Below are 17,676 nucleotides of genomic sequence, written 5' to 3'. Positions count from 1 at the left end.
CCCGGTGCCCGCCGGGGTGGGGCGACCGGGGTTGCTGGAGGGCCTCGAGGCCCGGGGCCGGTATGCATCGCCCGGGGAGCCGCCGTCGTTCTCGGTCCGCGGCGGGCCGGGGTCCATCCACGCCAACCTGGACGAGCTCGAGCGGGGCAGCCTGCTCCTGACGGGTGCCACGGACGAGGCCGCGGCCCTGTCCCTCCGGGCCGCCGGCTGGGGATCGCTGATATCCGTGGCTGCGGCCCACACCGTGACGGGAAGGGTGCTCCCCGGCCGGACTGCCGAGCTGTCCGCCGGGTTGATGGCCGTCAGCGCCGAGGCCAGCGTGCTCGCTGTGGCGGTGCGGACCGCGGCCCGGACGTACCGGGAGGCGGAGACGGCAGCCCGACGGCGCATGGAGGAGCTGTTGGGCCCAGTGGCCTTCGTCGGCGCCCTGGGGTTGGGGCTGAGCGGCCAGCCGCTGCCACTGCCCCTCACGGAGCTGGCCCTCCAGGCCACCCCCGAGGTCTTGGCCGGGGTCCTCGGGCTGATGGCACCGGGCCTCGGACGGGGGTTCCTGATCGCCTCGGAGGTGGCAGGCCGCGCTGCCCGGGACGAGGGCGCCACGGGCGCACTGTCCGGGCCGGAACAGCTGTATCCGCTGGTCACGGCGCTGGGTCGGGCCACCGGCCTGGTGCAGATCGGTCCGGTGCGTCTCAAGGGGGCGCTACCGCCCGCCGACCAGTGGGATCAGACGTGGGCGCCCGAGGGTGAGGGGAGCATCTCCAACGTCATGTCCCACCTGGACCTGGCCCGTGGAGCCGCCCCCGGGTCCATCCAGATCACGAGGTTCACCCCGGACGGCCCGGGGACGTCCGGGACGGTGTGGCTCGTCTCCCTCCCCGGGACCCAGACCGGGGACTACCGGGACGCGAGCGGCTGGTCGACCAATCCCTGGGACGTCGGCGGCAACGCCGAGGCCATGGCCCTGGACTCCCAGCACGTGTCCGCCGCCGTGGGCGCGGCCCTCCGGGCGGCCGGGGCGGGGCAGGACGACGCGCTGGTGCTCACCGGGTACAGCCAGGGGGGCCTCCACGCCGCACGGATTGCCGCCGATGAACGGATCGCCGAGACCTACGACGTGCAAGGCCTGTTCACGATCGGCTCACCGACCGGTGAGATCAGGGTGCCGGCCACGGTCGAGGCGGGACATCTGGAGCATGACGAGGACTTCCCCGCCGCCCTGGACGGACGGGCCAATCCGCAGGCCGCGAATCGCGCCACCATCACCGTCAGCGGCTACGACGAATCCCTGTACCCCGAGGGGAAGGACCTGATGTCCGGACATTCCTTCGATAACTACGGGTTCCACGCGGCTCTGTTGGACCAGGACCCGGACGTGGCGCGTCAGGCCCCGGCCATCGAGCACATCGCGGCGCTGACGGCCGGCGGCGGGGTGACCCGGAGCGTGCAGTTCGAGCGGATCCGCCCCGGCAACCCCCGGCACCCGTTCGGTGCCGGATCGAGCAGCTCCTTCGCCACGCACCCGGACGGTCGTCGTGCCGGGACCGGGGTGCGGCCCGGGGTGCTGCACGGTGTCGGGGCGAGGGCCCCTTGAGTCTCGCGGCGTCGGCTCCTGCGGCGACCTCCTGGAGGTCAGTCCCTGCTGGAGCGGTTCAGGCCGAACACGCCGTTGGCGACCATCGAGACCACCGAGACGATGACGGCCGCGAAGACCGCCGTCCACCAGAAGGCATCCACGGTCAGCTGCATCGGCAGGTAGGAGGTCAGCCACACGGTCAGCATGAGCATGCCGGCGTTGATGATGACGGTGAACAGGCCCAGCGTCAGACAGGTCAGCGGCAGGGCGAGCAGCGAGATGATCGGCTTGACCACCGCATTGACCGCCCCGAACACCAGCCCGATGACCAGGAAGGCGATCACGGCGTTCAGCGTGGCATCGCCGGTGTCAGCGATCGTGCCGGAGGGGATCACGTCCATGCCGGGCAGGATCAGGGTGGCCACCCAGAGTGCCAGCCCGTTGACGATGACGCGGAGCAGGAATTTGACCATGGTCCATGGTGCCACGCCGTACCCTTGACCACGGCACTGCGAGCATCGGGCACCGCGCGGAGCCAGGAGGGGACACGGATGGTCGGGGGACTTTCGCGCCGGGTGCGGGGCCGCGCCGGCGCGCTCGCGCTCGCCGCCACGCTGGCGCTCACGCTGGTGGTCCCGGCGGCTTCATTCGCCAGCACGACGCCGGCCCCTTCGCTCGCCAGCACCGCCTCGTCCGCCGGCACGACGCCGGCCCCCTCGCCCGCCAGCACCGCCTCGTCCGCCGGCACGACGCCCGCCCCCGTCTACCCGACCGCGACGGACGGCCCCTCCCAGCAGCGGAAGCCCTACGTGGCGCCGGAGGACGAGGACACCCTGAGCCCCGGGAACTTCATGGCCGCGGACGGTCGGGTCGTCCCCGGGATCGGATGGCTGACGGAGAGCCTCGACCAGGCAGTGCTGTGGAAGCTGCGTCCCCGAGTGGACCAGCAGCGGCTCATCCACGTGGCGCGGGGCCTGCCCCTGGGCGGCCGCAAGATCATGCTCACCGTGGATGAGGCGGAGCCCGGGGCCACCGGCCAGCAGATGCGTCAGGACGCCGAGGCCACGGCCGATGCGATGGTCACCGAGTACCGCGAGGGGATGCCCCTCGAGCACTGGACACCTGGCTCTGAGACCCGCCCGCGGCTGGACCCGGGATGGGTCATGCTCACCGTGATGGTGCCGCCGTCGGAGCCCGATCGGGACCCCGCCACTGACGCCGGCACCGCCCCCGTCGTCGTGCTCGAGCTGGGACAGGGCGTGACCCTGGCGGCGGAGGACTCCGCGGCCCTGATCGAGGGGGCCGGCCGGGAGGCCCTGGGCGAGGGCGACCTGACGGACGGACTCGAGGAGCTGGTGCGGGCCGCGGTGGCACAGACCAGCCCGCCGCCGGACGGGGCGGGGGTGTCCTGGACCTCGCTGACCCAGGGCCGCGCGGTCCTGTGGGCCGTGCTGGTGGCCGGCCTGGCCGCCGTCGCCGTGGTGCCCCGCGTGCTCGCCTCCAGGCGACGGCGGCGCGAGGTGAGCGCCCACGCGGCACGGCCGGGGTGGTATCCGGACACGGACGCTGACCCGGCCCTGCGGCTGCGGCGGATCGTGGAGGCCATCGGGTTGGCGCTGGATTCCCCGGGCGCCCGGGCCCTGCCCTCCGCCGACCCGGCGCTCGCGGCCCTTGTGGAGCACACCCTCGAACTCGACCGGGTGGCGCCGCGCAGCCGGCAGGGCCGGACCGCCCCGGGCTGGCAGGCGGGGCGCGGCGTCCTGCAGGCACGGGTGCAGGACGCCCAGCAGCTGCTCGCCCGCCTGGTGGCCGAGGGTGACGGCGCCCGGCGCCCGGTCCGCTTCCCGGCCGAGGTCCGGCAGGTCGTGGCCGAGGGCCGCGCCCAGACGGCCCGCGTCCAGACGTCCGGGAGGGCGTCCCGATGAAACCGGGGAGAAGCGTCCTGGCGTGGCTGGCGGCCCGCCGCCGCTCGTGGCAGTTCGGGGCCGCCGCAGCGCTGCTCGCGGTGGCCGCCGTGCTCACCGGCTGGTGGGGTGCGGCCACCCTGAGCGCCCTGCCGCGGCACCAGGTCGAGATCACCGTGGAGGAGGGGCTGCCGTGGAGCATCAGCCCGGAGGCGGTGGAGCTCCTCGCGGCCCAGGACCCGGTCCCGTCCTGGAAGCCGTTGACCCTGCACGTCACCGGGGACTACTTCACCTACGGCGAGAAACGGGCGGAGGGCACCGAGGACCTGCCGGCGGATGTCGTCCTCTCCGTCCATGCCGACGAGCGGCACGGACTGGACCGCAGCGGCCGGGAGGACATCGGGGTCATCGCCCGCCCTGACGCCCCCGGGCAGTGGCGGGGCCGGGGCTCCCTGGGGCGGGAGGTCGAGTCCGTCTACCTGGACAACCTGGCCGCCGGTCGGGGGCCTTCCGCCGTGCTCGCCGCGGCCCAGGCGGCCGGCAGCGGGCTCTACAGCGGCCCCCCGCGCATCCCCGCCGTGTGGATCGGCGCCTGCCTGGGCCTGGGGGCGCTGGCCCTGGCCGCCGGCGTGCTGTGGCTGCGGGCCCGGCGCCGCGAGGCCGAGGTGCGCCGCGCCTTCCAGCAGGGCCAGGCGGACCTGGCCCGCGTGCTGCTGGCCGGTGAGGCCCTGGACGTGGTGACGCTGACCCTTCCCGCAGGCGCCCGCACCTCCTCGTTCCGGGCCCTGCGGCGCAGCGTGGACGAGGGGGCCGAGGCCCTCGTGCGGGACCAGGTGGCCCTGGCACGGAACCTGCAGTCCACGGCCCACCGGGACTGGGCAGCCGCAGCGCAACAGGTCCCGGACTTCCGGAGGCGGGCACAGGCCCTGGTGGACCAGCTGAACGCGGTGGTGGACTCTGCCGAGGTGCTCGGCCGGTCCGCCGGTGGCCAGCGGGTGCTGGACCGGGTTCTCGCACCGCTCGTAACGGGCTCCCGTCAGTTGATCGCCCGGCTGCGGACGGCGCCGGCCGGGGCGGTGGCGGCCGGCCACCAGGAGGACCTGGAGCAGGCGCTGACGGCCCTGCTGACCCTCGTCCAGGACCACCGGGAAGGGCCCGACGCCGGCCCGGACCGTCATGCGGCCGGGCTCACCGACCGCACCCGGTCCCGGTGGCGCTCGGCCGAACGCCGGCTCGGAGCGGCCGCTCAGGCCATCCGGGCCGACCTCGAACGCTTCCCCCTCGGGCACGGCGTCGCCGACGACTGGGCGCGCCGGCCCGAGGACTCCGGCCTTCAGGAGTTGCGCGGCGGACTCGGGCTCGGGGACGAACCGGCCGCGGTCGCGGAGTTGGCGCGGGCCCAGGCCACCGCCCGCGCCCTGCTGGGGGACCTCGACGGGGTGGACCGTCCTCTCGACGGAGGCACCGCCCGGCGCGAGCGAGGCCGGGAACCCGCCCGGCCGACGTCGGGCCAGCCTGCCGGCAGGGCCAGCGGGAAGAACCCCGGGAAGACCCCGGTCCGCGGGCCCGGCGGCCCGCGGAAGGACCCCGATTCCACCGCGTTCGCCGGCGGACTGCTGCGGCGGGGCGGCCGGCAGGGGACCCGCGGCGTGCGCCTGAGCCTGTCCGGGTGGGCGCTGGTGACGATCCTCGCCGTCGGAGCCACCCAACCGCTCGCTGCCGCGTGGGCCGACCGGGCGATCCCGGACCCGGTCTTCGGACTGGAGGGCTCGGAGGCCATCCGCAGCCTGGTGATCGACGGCCCGGACCTCGGGCTGTCACCCGAGCGGATCGTGGACCAGGTGGACGGCAGGTTCCCGGCGCAGCTGGACGTGGTGGTGGCCGTGCGCGCCGCCGAATCGTATGTGACCGCGCAGCCGAGCAACCCGGAGGACCCCGTGGAGGAGGCCTTCGACCCCACCGGGGTCCAGGTCAGCCCCCGTTCCGTCCTGGACGGCCTGGAGCGGATGCGGCAGGAGTTCCCCGAACGGACCGATCCGGAGACCGGGGAGCTGTGGCCCGACCAGGTCATCATCCCCGTCCTGGTGTGGGCCAGCGGGGATCGCGGCGTGCAGGGGGCCATGCTGGGATCGGCGCTGCCGGTGGGTGCCGTGTCCACCACGGCGTCCGCGCTGGGCCGGGCCTTCCTGGAGGATCCCGGGGCACTGGACGGGGAGGTGGCCGCCCGTCTCGTGGACGCCGGTAGGGACCTGCAGCTCTCCGATGTGGCCCTGGCGGCCGCCGGGCAGCAGGGGTCCGGCACGAACGCGCTGCGTACCTCCGGCCAGGAGGCGGACCTGGACGAGGGATCGCTGGCGATCCTGCTCACCCTCAGCCTGACCGCCCTGGCCCTGACCCTGGTCTCCGCCCTGGAGTCGCTGCTGTCCCTGGCGTGGGGGCTGCAGGGACTGGGTGGACTGAGTCGGGCCGGAGCCCGGCTGCGCGCCGTCCGCCGTGAACTCTCCGGGCTCCTGCTGGACCTGGACGACTCGCGGCTGGCCGGCGTCGCGGTCCTCGGGGCCGGACCGGCCGGCTCACCGCAGGAGGCCGAGCAACGCCTCTACGAGCGGTCCCTGGACGCGGCCTGGCGCCAGGCGCGGTCGCTGGGCAACATGACGCTCGGCCAACGGATCCGCGGGGCGGCCGAACCGGGGCTCAGCCGGCTTGAACGGGCCACGGCGCTGCTGCGGGACCGGGACGCGGACGTGGCCGAGCGCGCCGACCGGGTGCTGGACCTGACCCGGCGTTTCTGACGGGTTCCGGGGCCGGCCGCGGCCTGCGGCGTTAGGCTGGTGAGTCATGAACGAGCCGCACCCCCTCCGTCCCCGTCCGGTCCTCGCCCAACTCCCGGCCTACGCCGCGGGTCAGCCCGCGGCGGCGGTGGACGGACTCGTCTCCTACAAGCTCTCCTCCAACGAGAACCCCTACGGCCCGGTCCCCGCGGTGCGGGCCGTGCTGGCGGAGTTCACGGACTTCTGCCGCTACCCGGACCCGCTGTCCACCGCCCTGCGGGAGCGGCTCGGGGCGCACCTGGACATCTCGCCGCAGGACATCGTCACGGGGGCCGGCTCGCTCGGGGCGCTGACCCAGATCATCACGACCTTCGCCGGCACCGGCCCGGACGGGACCGCCGACGAGGTCATCTACGCCTGGCGCTCCTTCGAGGCCTACCCGATCATCGTGCGCGCGGCCGGGGCCCGGGACATCCAGGTGCCCCTCACGGCCGACTTCCGCCACGATCTGGACGCCATGGCCGCGGCCATCACCGAGCGCACCCGCGTGATCATCCTCTGCACGCCCAACAACCCCACCGGCCCGGCACTGACCGGGGCGGAGGTGGAGTCGTTCCTGACGAAGGTCCCGCAGGACGTGCTGGTGGTCCTGGACGAGGCGTACACGGAGTTCATCACCCAGCCGGACGCCGTCGACGCCCTGGCGGTGTACCGCCGGCATGGCAACGTGGTGGTGCTGCGGACCTTCTCCAAGGCCCACGGCCTGGCCAACCTGCGCGTGGGCTACTCCGTCTCGCATCCGCACATCACCCAGTACCTGCGCGTGCTGGCCACCCCGTTCGCCGTGTCCTCCGTGGCCGAGCGCGCCGCGATCGCCTCCCTCGACCACCTGGACGAGGTCACCGAGCGGGTGGGACGGGTCGTGGCCGAACGCGAACGGGTCATGGCCGGCCTGAAGCAACTGGGCTGGGACGTGCCGGACTCACAGGGCAACCTCGTCTGGCTGCCCCTCGGGGACCGCGCGCCGGAGTTCGTGGAGGCCGCCTCCCGCCAGGCGCTCGCCGTGCGCGGCTTCGGCACGGAGGGCGTCCGCGTGACCATCGGCGAGGTAGAGGCCAACACCCGTTTCCTGCAGCTCTGCGCCGACTTCCCGCCGAAGCCCTGACCGTCCCCCGCCCTGCCGTGGGTGGTCAACCGGTGCGGGGGTTGTCGGGTTGATCGCCACGGCATCTGACCACTCACGGCAACTGACCACCCACGTGAAACGACCAGCCACCACGGAGCGGTGCACGGAGCAAAGAACCGGCGCGTTGGCATCGGCACGACTAGTCTGGATCCGGACCGTCGCCCGATGCGCCGGGAGAGAAGGAGTTCCACGTGAGTGAACCGCAGCAGCCGAGCCAGGCGACCACGCTGCCGGCCGGAGCCGTCCAGCTGCTGGATGCCGAGGGCACCCTGCACCAGGACGCACGGTTCACGCCCTACCTGGCAGACCTCGACCACGCCACCCTGCAGCGGATGTACCGGCTGATGGCCACCGAACGCCGCCTCGATGCCGAGGGCACCTCCCTCCAGCGCCAGGGGCAACTGGCCCTGTGGGTCCCCGCGATCGGGCAGGAGGGCGCGCAGGCCGGAGCCCTGGCCGCCCTGCGGGAGGAGGACTGGATCTTCCCGACCTACCGCGAGCACCTCTTCGCCCTCGGCCGGGGCGTCAGCCCCGGCCAGCTGTTCGAGCTGTTCCGGGGCGTCTCCCACGCCGGCTGGACCGCCGAGGACCACCGCGTCCAGCCCTACACGCTCGTGCTCGCCGCCCAGACCCTGCACGCCACCGGCTACGCCTGGGGCATCCAGCGGGACCAGGCCGGCTGGGACGCGGACCGCGTGCGGCGCGAGGGCCAGGTGGCGCTGGCCTGCTACGGGGACGGCGCCTCCTCAGAGGGGGACGTCCACGAGTCCATGGTGTTCGCGGCCAGCTACGACCTGCCCGTGGTGTTCTTCTGCCAGAACAACCAGTGGGCCATCTCCGTGCCCGCCACCACCCAGACGCGCGTCCCCCTGGCTCAGCGCGCCGCGGGCTACGGCTTCGAGGGCATCACGGTGGACGGCAACGACCCCCTGGCCATGTACGCCGTGACCGCCTGGGCCGCCGAGCAGGCCCGCACCGGCTCCGGCCCGGTCCTGGTGGAGGCCCACACCTTCCGGGTGGGCGCGCACACCACCGCCGACGACCCCACCAAGTACCGGACGCGGGAGGTCGAGACGGACTGGGCCGGTCTGGATCCACTGGTCCGCCTGGAGACCTACCTCCGGGCCACCGGCGCCGCCGGTCAGGACCCGGACGCGTTCTTCGCGTCGGTGGCCGCCGAGGGCGAGGAACTGGCCGCCGCGAGCCGCGAGGCCGTGCTGTCCATGACGGCCCAGACGGGCGTCAGCCTGGACGAGGTCTTCGACACCGTCTACGCCGAGCCGCACCCGCTGGTGGCCGAGGAGAAGGCCTGGCACCACGAGTGGCAGGCCGGCTTCGCCGATGTTCCCGACGCCGGCCCCGCCGGTTCCGCAGACCAGGCCGGTTCCGCAGACCAGGGAGGCCGCGCGTGAGCACCGAGACGCTGACCATCGCCAAGGCCGTCAACCGGGCCCTGGCAGACGAGCTCGCGCAGGACGAGAAGGTCCTGCTGATGGGCGAGGACATCGGCTCGCTCGGTGGCGTGTACCGCGTGACCGAGGGGCTCAAGGCCACCTACGGCGCCGGCCGGGTGGTGGACTCCCCACTGGCCGAGTCCGGCATCATCGGCACCTCGATCGGCCTGGCGCTGCGCGGCTACCGCCCCGTGGCGGAGATCCAGTTCGACGGCTTCGTCTTCCCCGGCTTCAACCAGATCACCACGCAGCTGGCCAAGTTGCGTGCCCGCACCCGCGGGGCCGCCACCGTCCCCGTGACCATCCGGATCCCCTACGGCGGGGGCATCGGCTCGATCGAGCACCATTCGGAGTCGCCCGAGGCCCTGTTCGCACACACCCCCGGGCTGCGGATCATCACGCCGTCCAACGCGCACGACGCGTACTGGATGACGCGTCAGGGCATCCAGTCGGCGGACCCGGTCATCATCTTCGAGCCCAAGCGCCGCTACTTCCTGCGCGGTGAGGTCGACCCCTCCGCGGGCGGCCACGGCGGCCTCGGCGCCTTCCATGCCCAGGTGGTGCGCCCCGGCACGGACGCCACCGTGGTGGCCTACGGCCCGCTCGTCCCGGTGGCGCTGGCCGCCGCGAACGCCGCAGCCGAGGACGGCCGCTCGATCGAGGTCGTGGACCTGCGCTCGCTCTCGCCCATCGACTTCGACACCCTGCAGGCCTCGCTGGAGAAGACCGGACGCATGGTCGTCGCCCACGAGGCCCCGACCTTCGGCGGGCTCGGCGGGGAGATCGCCGCCCGGCTGTCCGAGCGGTCGTTCCTGCACCTCGAGGCCCCGATCATCCGCGTGGGCGGCTTCCACCTGCCCTACCCGCCATCCCGGGTGGAGGAGCAGTACCTGCCGGACCTGGACCGTATCCTCGACGCCGTGGACCGCACGTTCGCCTACTGAGCGCCTACTGAACGCCTACTGACTGCCGGGAGGCACCCCATGGAGATCTTCACCCTGCCAGACGTCGGCGAGGGCCTGACCGAGGCCGAAATCACCGAATGGAAGGTGGCGGTCGGGGACACGGTCGCCGTCAATGACATCCTCTGCGAGATCGAGACCGCCAAGTCCCTCGTCGAGTTGCCCAGCCCCTACGCCGGCACCGTCGCCGAGCTGATGGCCCCCGCCGGGGAGACCATCGAGGTGGGCGCTCCCATCATCGGCATCTCCACGTCCGCCTCAGAGGCCCCCCGCCACAGCGATCCTGCCGAGCCATCCTCATCACCAGCAGGGCTCGGCACGAACGCCGTGGCTGCAGACCCGGCGCATGCTGCAGTCCCGGCGGAGACGGGATACAGCCTCCCCGACGAGCGCGGGACGGACGAGGTGGGCATCGGTGAGGAGGCCCCCGTGCCGGCCGACGGCGGCGATTCCGTCCACAGCTCCGGCGGCGCCGCTGACATTGCAGGCTACAGTTCCGGCGCCGCGCTGACCGGTTCCGGGCCGAAGGCCGACGCGGCCACTCGCCGCCCTCGCAAGCGGTCCTCCGCGCCTGCTTTCCAAGCCTCCCAAGCCTCCCAGGCCGGCCCGGCGGGCTCGGTGGGCCCGAAGCCCGCTGCGGCCCCGCAGCCGCCGGTGCCCTCCGGCCAGACCGCCGTCGCGCCCTCGTGGAGCCCGCGGCTGCGCGAGGAGCCCGCCGCAGCGCAACCGACCCCGGCCCAGCCTGCTGCTCCGGCCCAATCCTCCCCGGCCCAGCCCACAGCCCCGGCGACGCGCGGGAGGAAGCTGCCGGCCGCCGTCGGGCAGCTGATGGCCGCCGGGCGCGAACGCCAGACCGAGGTGGCGGGACTGTTCGAGCGGGTCCTGGCCAAGCCGCCGGTGCGGCGGATCGCCAAGGAACTCGGCGTGGACCTGACGAAGGTGCGCGCCACCGGCCAGTTCGGCGAGGTGACGCGCACGGACGTGGAGGACTACCTGGCCGAGCGGGAGACGAACATCGACACCTCGGCCTCCTTCTGGATGCCGGACCGCGGGGACAACGACGCGCGGACCGAGCGGATCCGGGTCAAGGGCGTGCGCAAGGCGACGGCCGCCGCGGTGTCCGAGTCGTACCGGGACGCCCCGCACGTCTCGATCTTCGTGGACGTGGACGCCTCCCGGACCATGGAGTTCGTGAAGCGGCTGAAGACCTCGCGCGAATTCGAGGGCGTCAAGGTCACGCCCCTGCTCATCCTGGCCAAGGCCGTCATCTGGGCGGCGGCGCGCAACCCGCACGTCAACGCCTCGTGGACGGACGAGGAGATCCTGGTCAAGCACTACATGAACCTCGGGATCGCGGCCGCCACCCCGCGCGGGCTGCTGGTGCCGAACGTGAAGAACGCCAACGAGCTCTCCCTGCGGCAGCTGGCCGAGGCCCTCGGCACCCTGGCCAGGCGGGCGAAGGACGGCAAGACGCAGCCGGCGGAGATGGCGGACGGCACCATCTCCATCACCAACATCGGGGCCCTGGGGATCGACACCGGCACGCCGATCATCAACCGCGGCGAGGTGGCGATCGTGGCCTTCGGGACCATCCGGCAGAAGCCGTGGGTGGTCTCCGGGGAGGTCATCCCCCGCTGGATCACCACCCTGGGCGGCTCCTTCGACCACCGCGTGGTGGACGGGGACCTCTCCGCCCGCTTCATGGCGGACGTCGCGGCGATCATGGAGGAGCCGGCACTGCTGCTGGAGTAGCCCCCTCCCGCTTTCGGGGCAATCCCACTTTGAGGGCAATCCCACTTTGAGGGCAATCCCACTTTGAGGGCAATCCCACGCGTGGGATCGCCCCGAAAGTGGGATTGCCCTCAAAACGGTGGTGGGGGCTACTCGCCGTCCGCGAAGCTGTGCGCCAGCACCCAGGACGGGAAGTCGGCGATCTTCGCGTCGATGAGGATCGGCCGATCGCGCGGACCGTCCAGCCAGTCCCGCACGGCGGACAGGTCGGACTCCTGGCGCACGGTCACGGCGGCACAGCCGAAGCCGGCGGCGATCGCCGCGATGTCCGTCGGCGGGAACTGGACTGTGCCCAGCTGATCCGTCTCGTGCACGAAGTGGTGCACCTCGGCACCGTAGGCGGCGTCGTTGTAGACCACCACCATCAGCGGCATCCTCAGCCGCACGGCGGTCTCCAGCTCCACCAGGGACATCAGCAGCCCGCCGTCGCCCACGCCGGCGATGGCGATCCGGTCCGGGGAGGCCAGCTGGGCGCCGATCGCGCTGGACAGGGCCAGTCCGATCGACTGGAACGCCAGCGGCACACAGTACCCGGTGTTGTCCGGCACCCGGAAGTGCATGGCCGGGTAGGCGTTGAAGTTGCCGCCGTCCGGTACCACCACGCGCTCCATCGGCACCATCTCGTCCAGCCGGTTGGTCAGCAGCCGCGGGTCGATCCGCCCGCTGTCCGCCTCGCCGGTCACCACGGGCTCTGAGACGTCCTCGTAGGCCTGGTCGCGCCAGTGCAGGGACTCGGCCACCCGCGCGCGGGTCTCCTCCGTCCGGTAGCCGGTTCGCGCGCCCCCGGAACCCAGCCGCGAGGCCAGGGCGAGGTCCACCGCGGCGGCGGTCAGGCCGGCGTCGCCCAGGATGGTCAGGTCCACCGGATAGTGGAGGCCGAACGCGCGCGGGGTGTCATCCACCTGGATGACGGTCTTGCCGCGCAGCAGCGTGCCGTCCCGGGTGGTCCACCGGTTCAGGGCGGCGCCGAAGACCAGCAGCACATCGGCTTCGGCCACCAGCTCGGCGGCGCCGTCCGTGGAGAAGCCGCCCATCACGTCGAGGTGCCACGGGTCCTGGTGGAACAGGCCGCGGCCCACCGCCGAGGTCGTCAGCAGCGCACCGGCCCGTTCGGCCAGCTCCCGGATGGGCCCGACGCCGGCCGCGGCACCTCGGCCGCCCACGATCACCGGGCGCTCGGCGCCGGCCAACAGCTCGGCGATGCGCTCCGCCGCCTCCGGCGAGGCCCCGGCCGGGGTGGGGGCAACGGGCGGGTCCACCTGATCCACGAGGGCACGCTGCTCCTCGGGGACGGTGCCCTCCTGCACGTCCAGCGGCATGGAGAGCACCACGGTGCGGCGGTCGTTGACGGCACGGGTCACGGCACGGATGGTGTCCGCCACCGCTGAGGCGGGGGAGTGGAGCCGCTCGGCCACCGCCCCCATGCCCTCCACGACCTGGTCCTGGTCGATGTAGAAGTTGGAGCCGTACTGCCCGCCGGGGGTGTCCCCGGAGATCACGAGTACGGGGGTGCGGGACTTGGCGGCCTCCCCGATCCCGGTCAGCGCGTTGGACAGGCCGCAGCCCTGGTGGACGGTGACCACGGAGAGCCGGCCGGTGGCGCGGGAGTAGGCGTCCGCCATGCAGGCGGCGCCCATCTCATGCCGGGACGCGGTGAACGGGATCCCCTGGGGGCGCTCGGCGGTCGGGGCGATCAGGGCGTTGGTGGCCCGGAAGTTCCCGGAGCCGACCACGCCGAACACGTGGGCGGCGCCCATGCGGGCGATGATGCGGCCGACGGCCTCGCTGACCGTCATCGGTGCGGTGGCCGCGGTCTGGGTGGTGGACTGAAGCGTCTGGGCGGTCACGGGGTCTCCTCCGGCAGCAGGGCGTCCAGGTCTGGGGCGTCGTCGATCACGCCGTACTTCACGGCGGCCTCACCCAGGGCAGTCATGGCCTCCCGGGAGAAGTCGGCCTTGAAGCGCGGCAGGGTGATGCGGTCGAGGATCTCGGGGTCCATCTCGGTGTACTCGCCGATGACCTCGCGGACCACCTCCGGGTTCTCCTGGCTGAACTCCATCGACTTGCGCATGGCGCGGGTGAAGGCCTCCACGTCCTCCGGGCGCTGCTCGATGGTCTCCTCCGAGGTGAAGTAGCCGCCGATGTCCAGGTCCGGGTGCGCCTCGGCGTAGGGCCAGGAGACGGCCTTCAGGCCGGCGTCGAGGGACCGGGTCAGGTAGGGCTCCAGCACCAGGGCGGCCTCGACCTGGCCGTTCTGCACGGCCGCCGCGGCGTCGCCGAAGGCCAGCTCGATGAAGTCCATGTCGGCCCCGTCGCCGCCGTCGTTGTCCACGGCCAGGCGGATGGAGGTGTCACCGATGTTCATGAGGTTGTTTGAGGAGGCAGTGTTCCCCTGCAGGTCCGCGGAGGTCTCGAGCTCGGAGTCCTCCAGGGCGATGACGGCCGCGAAGTCCTTGCCCTCCTCGCCCGTGGTGGTGGTCCCGTTGGCCACGTACCTCAGCGGCAGGCCCTGGTCCCGGGCCACCATCAGGGAGACGGTGTTGCCGAAGGCGAAGTCGTAGTCGCCGGCGACCACGCCCGGCACGGCGATGGCGCCACCGGAGGTGTTGACGATCTCGACATCGAGCCCCTCGTCCTCGAAGAAGCCCTCCTTCACGCCCACGTGGATCGGGGCGACGTCCCCGATGGGGATGGCGCCGACGGTGATGGAGGTCAGCTCACCGGAGGCCGCCTCGGAACCGGTGCCGGCCGACGTCGTGTCCTCCTCGCTGCCGGAGGGGGAGCCGGAGCCGCAGGCGGCCAGGCCGAGGGACAGTGCGAGGACGCCGGCTCCCATGGCGAGGCGGCGGGACGTCCGCAGGCGGTGAAGCGGTGCGGGTTTCAGTGATGGGGTGCTCATGATGGCACCGTATGAGGAAAATCACCTCCGGTCCAATGATCATTCCGCTCGTCCTGCATAGACGTGGTCTATAGATCGCGGAGCAGGTCCACCACCCACGGGACGAACCAGGAGGTGGCGGCGGTGGGTGCGCGGGGGGCCGCGTAGGCGTGGACCGTGACGTCCGTGTCCTCGAAGGGTAGGGGCCATTCCTGGATGTCCCAGGTGCGGAGCCAGGCGGGCAGCAGGATCTGCGGGACGAAGGCCAACAGGTCGGTTCCCGAGACTAGGGCCGGGATGGTCGAGAACGTGGAGACCGCCACGGAGCCCTCGGCGGGGGCCGGCATCCGTGACTCCACGAGGGTGTGCCCCGTGGAGCCGCGGATCACCACCCGGGCGGCGCGGGAGAGCTCCTCGGCGGTCGGCGCCCGGGGCCCCAGCCGGCCGGTCCGGGCCATGCAGACGTAGCGGTCGCGGCGCAGGGGAAGGGCCTGGACGTCGCCGGCCGGCGGGGTGGAGGCGATGGCGAGGTCGAGGGCGCCGCTGACCAGGTCGGCGGCCGCGGTGTTGGTGTCCAGGGGGACGACGTCCAGGCTGCACCGTGGCGCGGCGGCCGCCAGGGCGGGGACGAGGGCCGGCAGGAAGACGAGTTGGCCGAGGTCGGTGAGGGCGATCCGGAAGGTGGTGGTGGCCCGTTCCGGGGTGAAGTCGGCGAGCCCGGCCACGGCTGCGTCGGCCGCCGCCGGCAGGGTGGCCACCTCGGCGTAGAGCTGCTGGGCGGCGCGGGTGGGCGTGACGCCGCGGCCCGAGCGGGCGAAGAGCTCGTCCCCCGTGGCTCGGCGCAGGCGGTTGACCGCGTGCGTGATGGACGGCTGGGTGAGGTTGAGGCGTTCGGCCGCCGCCGTGAGCGTGCCCTCCTCCATCACGGCCACGAACACCCGGATGAGGTTCAGGTCCAGCATGGCGCCTCCTTCCGCTCGTCCATGGCTGGGCCGTCCATGGTCCGCCCGTCCATAGGCCGGCCATCGACGGGGTGCATGGTACCCATCAATCAATTGAGGGATATAATCGTTGACGTCTTGAACTAAACCGGATCCCTGTCTAGGCTGGCCATAGCCTGTGGGTCGGGTCACAATATTGTTGACGAAAATGTCAGCATAGCCGTCCCCTACCGACCACCCCCTGTCGCGAGCGGAGCACCTCGATCGATGACTGAACCTGTACCGTCCACCGGCGCGCCGGGCCCCAGCGGCCCGGGCGGGTCCGGAGACCCCCACCGCGACGCGGAGATCGAGCGCCTGCATCGGCTCGAGGCTTCCAGCGGTTCTGACCGTCGCCGTGGAGACACCCGGCGGCATACCGATGCGGCCACCGTGGCGGGCCTGGATATCGGCACCCGGCCGGATCCTGCGGCCCCGCCGACCTCGTATGCCCAGACCGGGGTGACCGGGCGGCCGACGTCGTCCGGTCCGTCCCGGGCTCGGCGCAAGCCGCGCCGGAACTGGGGCACCAAGTCCTTGGGCCTGGTGGGCCTGTTGGGCTTCTTGGTGATCTGGGAGCTGTTGCCGCGCACCGGGATCGTGAACGGGACGTTCCTGCCGCCGGCCTCGGCGGCGATCGCGGATTTGTTCCGCAACTTCGGGCTGACCGCGTTCTGGGAGGCGGTCGGTGACACCATGTGGCAGTGGCTGCTGGGCATGCTGATCGCCTGCACCGCCGCGGCGGTGTTGGGCTTCGTGATCGGGTCCTCCACGTTCCTGCGTCGGTTCACGAACTCGACCATCGAGTTCATGCGTCCGGTCCCGTCGGTGGCGTTGATCCCGCTGGCGGTGCTGCTGTTCGGTGTGGAGATCGAGTCGGCCCTGTTGCTGATCGTCTACGCCTCCTTCTGGCAGGTGCTGATCCAGGTGCTGTACGGGGTGGCTGATGTGGACAACGTGGCCATGAATACCGCCCGGTCCTACGGGCTGGGTCCGGTGGCGCGGTTGCGTTACGTCATCTTCCCCACGGCGCTGCCGTACCTGATGACCGGTGTGCGCCTGGCCTCTGCCGTGGCGTTGATCCTGGCCATCACCGCCCAGTTGATCATCGGCAACCCGGGTCTGGGTGCTGAGATCGCCAAGGCCCAGTCCGGTGGTTCCTATGTGGCGATGTACGCCCTGATCCTGGCGACCGGCCTGTTGGGCGTCATCATCAACCTGGTCATGCGCATGATCGAGCGTCGGGTGCTGTCCTGGCATTCCTCGGTCCGAACGGAGGTCGCCAAGTGAGCGCCACAGCTGCTGTTTCCGCCCCGAAGACGCCGTCCGGCCAGGCGGGTCCGAAGAAGCCGAGCCCTGCCGCCAAGCGCACCTGGGGCGTGGTCAAGGGGTTCTTCTTCATCGCCGCGTTGCCGGTGATCCTGGTGTTGATCTGGTATTTCTCTACCGCGTTCGGAGAGAAGAACTTCTTCGTGCCCACCCCGGCGCTGTTGTTCGAGACGTTCTTCGACACCTGGACCCAGGACCGGCTGACCACGGACGTCTTCCCCTCCCTGACCCGGCTGGCCTGGGGTATCGCCGGCTCGGTGATCATCGGGATCGTCGGGGGCCTGCTGATCGGCTCCGTGCGGTGGCTGCGGGCGTTGACCGAGCCCACCCTGGAGTTCTTCCGGGCCATCCCGCCGACCGTGCTGATCCCCGTGCTGATGCTGCTGATCGGTATCGGTGACGACATGAAGATCGCGGTGATCATCTCCGGGGCGGTCTGGCCGATCCTGTTGAACACCATCGAGGGCGTTCGGTCCATGGACGAGGTCCTGTCCGACACCACCCATACCTACGGGATCAAGGGCTTCAACCGGGTCCGCTACCTGATCCTGCCCTCGGCGATGCCGCAGATCATGGCCGGTATCCGCCAGTCCCTGTCGATCGCGCTGATCCTGATGGTGATCTCCGAGATGTTCGCCGCCTCCTCCGGGCTGGGCTTCACGATCGTGCAGTTCCAGCGCTCCTTCGCGATCCCGGAGATGTGGTCCGGCATCGTGCTGCTGGGCATCATCGGCGTGATCTTGTCCTTCATCTTCCAGCTCATCGAGCGCAGCGTGCTGCGTTGGTACCACGGGCTGAGGGAGATCGAGAATGCTGCCTGACCCTTCCGAGAACGTCATCCCCACCGA

General features: G+C 72.1%; 13 protein-coding genes. 9 read left to right on the top strand and 4 right to left on the bottom strand.

Going from position 1 to position 17,676, the window contains the following annotated elements:
- Window positions 1-4: 4 nt before the first annotated feature.
- Window positions 5-1,591: a hypothetical protein gene (locus AB0K08_RS07300; protein WP_363352898.1), complete on the top strand. Its 1,587-nt coding sequence runs from the start codon at window positions 5-7 to the stop codon at window positions 1,589-1,591.
- Between the two features lie 38 nt (window positions 1,592-1,629).
- Here AB0K08_RS07300 and AB0K08_RS07295 read toward each other — a convergent pair whose 3' ends face one another.
- Window positions 1,630-2,046, bottom strand: a complete 417-nt coding sequence (locus AB0K08_RS07295) for a phage holin family protein (protein WP_363353118.1) — start codon at window positions 2,044-2,046, stop codon at window positions 1,630-1,632.
- Window positions 2,047-2,124: 78 nt separating this feature from the next.
- Between AB0K08_RS07295 and AB0K08_RS07290 the strand changes: the two genes are divergently transcribed.
- The 6 genes from AB0K08_RS07290 to AB0K08_RS07265 all read left to right on the top strand — a co-directional run bounded on the left by AB0K08_RS07290 (window position 2,125) and on the right by AB0K08_RS07265 (window position 11,602).
- Window positions 2,125-3,498 (top strand): hypothetical protein, encoded by a 1,374-nt coding sequence (locus AB0K08_RS07290; protein ID WP_363352896.1) that lies wholly within the window; start codon window positions 2,125-2,127, stop codon window positions 3,496-3,498.
- Complete coding sequence (locus AB0K08_RS07285) at window positions 3,495-6,269, top strand: hypothetical protein (protein ID WP_363352894.1); 2,775 nt, start codon at window positions 3,495-3,497, stop codon at window positions 6,267-6,269. The genes AB0K08_RS07290 and AB0K08_RS07285 overlap by 4 nt, the downstream gene beginning before the upstream one ends.
- Before the next feature lie 46 nt (window positions 6,270-6,315).
- Window positions 6,316-7,413, top strand: coding sequence for a histidinol-phosphate transaminase (locus tag AB0K08_RS07280; RefSeq protein WP_363352892.1), 1,098 nt, complete (start codon window positions 6,316-6,318; stop codon window positions 7,411-7,413).
- Window positions 7,414-7,625: 212 nt separating this feature from the next.
- Window positions 7,626-8,846, top strand: a complete 1,221-nt coding sequence (locus AB0K08_RS07275; protein WP_363352890.1) for a thiamine pyrophosphate-dependent enzyme — start codon at window positions 7,626-7,628, stop codon at window positions 8,844-8,846.
- Window positions 8,843-9,832 (top strand): transketolase C-terminal domain-containing protein, encoded by a 990-nt coding sequence (locus tag AB0K08_RS07270; RefSeq protein ID WP_363352888.1) that lies wholly within the window; start codon window positions 8,843-8,845, stop codon window positions 9,830-9,832. Before AB0K08_RS07275 ends, AB0K08_RS07270 begins: the two co-directional genes overlap by 4 nt.
- Window positions 9,833-9,871: 39 nt before the next feature.
- Window positions 9,872-11,602, top strand: a complete 1,731-nt coding sequence (locus AB0K08_RS07265) for a dihydrolipoamide acetyltransferase family protein (RefSeq protein WP_363352886.1) — start codon at window positions 9,872-9,874, stop codon at window positions 11,600-11,602.
- Window positions 11,603-11,730: 128 nt separating this feature from the next.
- Here AB0K08_RS07265 and AB0K08_RS07260 read toward each other — a convergent pair whose 3' ends face one another.
- From AB0K08_RS07260 to AB0K08_RS07250, 3 genes are all read right to left on the bottom strand, one after another.
- Window positions 11,731-13,488: a thiamine pyrophosphate-binding protein gene (locus AB0K08_RS07260; RefSeq protein WP_363352884.1), complete on the bottom strand. Its 1,758-nt coding sequence runs from the start codon at window positions 13,486-13,488 to the stop codon at window positions 11,731-11,733.
- Window positions 13,485-14,540: an ABC transporter substrate-binding protein gene (locus AB0K08_RS07255; RefSeq protein ID WP_363352882.1), complete on the bottom strand. Its 1,056-nt coding sequence runs from the start codon at window positions 14,538-14,540 to the stop codon at window positions 13,485-13,487. Before AB0K08_RS07255 ends, AB0K08_RS07260 begins: the two co-directional genes overlap by 4 nt.
- 68 nt (window positions 14,541-14,608) lie before the next feature.
- Window positions 14,609-15,481: a LysR family transcriptional regulator gene (locus AB0K08_RS07250; RefSeq protein WP_363352880.1), complete on the bottom strand. Its 873-nt coding sequence runs from the start codon at window positions 15,479-15,481 to the stop codon at window positions 14,609-14,611.
- Between the two features lie 246 nt (window positions 15,482-15,727).
- Here AB0K08_RS07250 and AB0K08_RS07245 point away from each other — a divergent pair, with 246 nt between their 5' ends.
- Window positions 15,728-16,789, top strand: coding sequence for an ABC transporter permease (locus AB0K08_RS07245; RefSeq protein WP_363352878.1), 1,062 nt, complete (start codon window positions 15,728-15,730; stop codon window positions 16,787-16,789).
- Window positions 16,790-16,878: 89 nt separating this feature from the next.
- Window positions 16,879-17,649 (top strand): ABC transporter permease, encoded by a 771-nt coding sequence (locus AB0K08_RS07240; protein WP_363353116.1) that lies wholly within the window; start codon window positions 16,879-16,881, stop codon window positions 17,647-17,649.
- Window positions 17,650-17,676: the final 27 nt, after the last annotated feature.

The sequence above is a fragment of the Citricoccus sp. NPDC055426 genome, assembly GCF_040677445.1.
Lineage (GTDB): Bacteria > Actinomycetota > Actinomycetes > Actinomycetales > Micrococcaceae > Citricoccus.
The sequence above is the reverse complement of the archived record's forward strand: the minus strand, read 5'-3'. Positions and strand labels throughout refer to the sequence as shown.

Bases quoted from the DNA above. Each gene is read 5' to 3' on its own strand.
- AB0K08_RS07295 (WP_363353118.1), bottom strand. From the start codon at position 2,046: ATGGTCAAATTCCTGCTCCGCGTCATCGTCAACGGGCTGGCACTCTGG.
- AB0K08_RS07290 (WP_363352896.1), top strand. From the start codon at position 2,125: ATGGTCGGGGGACTTTCGCGCCGGGTGCGGGGCCGCGCCGGCGCGCTC.
- AB0K08_RS07285 (WP_363352894.1), top strand. From the start codon at position 3,495: ATGAAACCGGGGAGAAGCGTCCTGGCGTGGCTGGCGGCCCGCCGCCGC.
- AB0K08_RS07280 (WP_363352892.1), top strand. From the start codon at position 6,316: ATGAACGAGCCGCACCCCCTCCGTCCCCGTCCGGTCCTCGCCCAACTC.
- AB0K08_RS07265 (WP_363352886.1), top strand. From the start codon at position 9,872: ATGGAGATCTTCACCCTGCCAGACGTCGGCGAGGGCCTGACCGAGGCC.
- AB0K08_RS07255 (WP_363352882.1), bottom strand. From the start codon at position 14,540: ATGAGCACCCCATCACTGAAACCCGCACCGCTTCACCGCCTGCGGACG.
- AB0K08_RS07250 (WP_363352880.1), bottom strand. From the start codon at position 15,481: ATGCTGGACCTGAACCTCATCCGGGTGTTCGTGGCCGTGATGGAGGAG.
- AB0K08_RS07245 (WP_363352878.1), top strand. From the start codon at position 15,728: ATGACTGAACCTGTACCGTCCACCGGCGCGCCGGGCCCCAGCGGCCCG.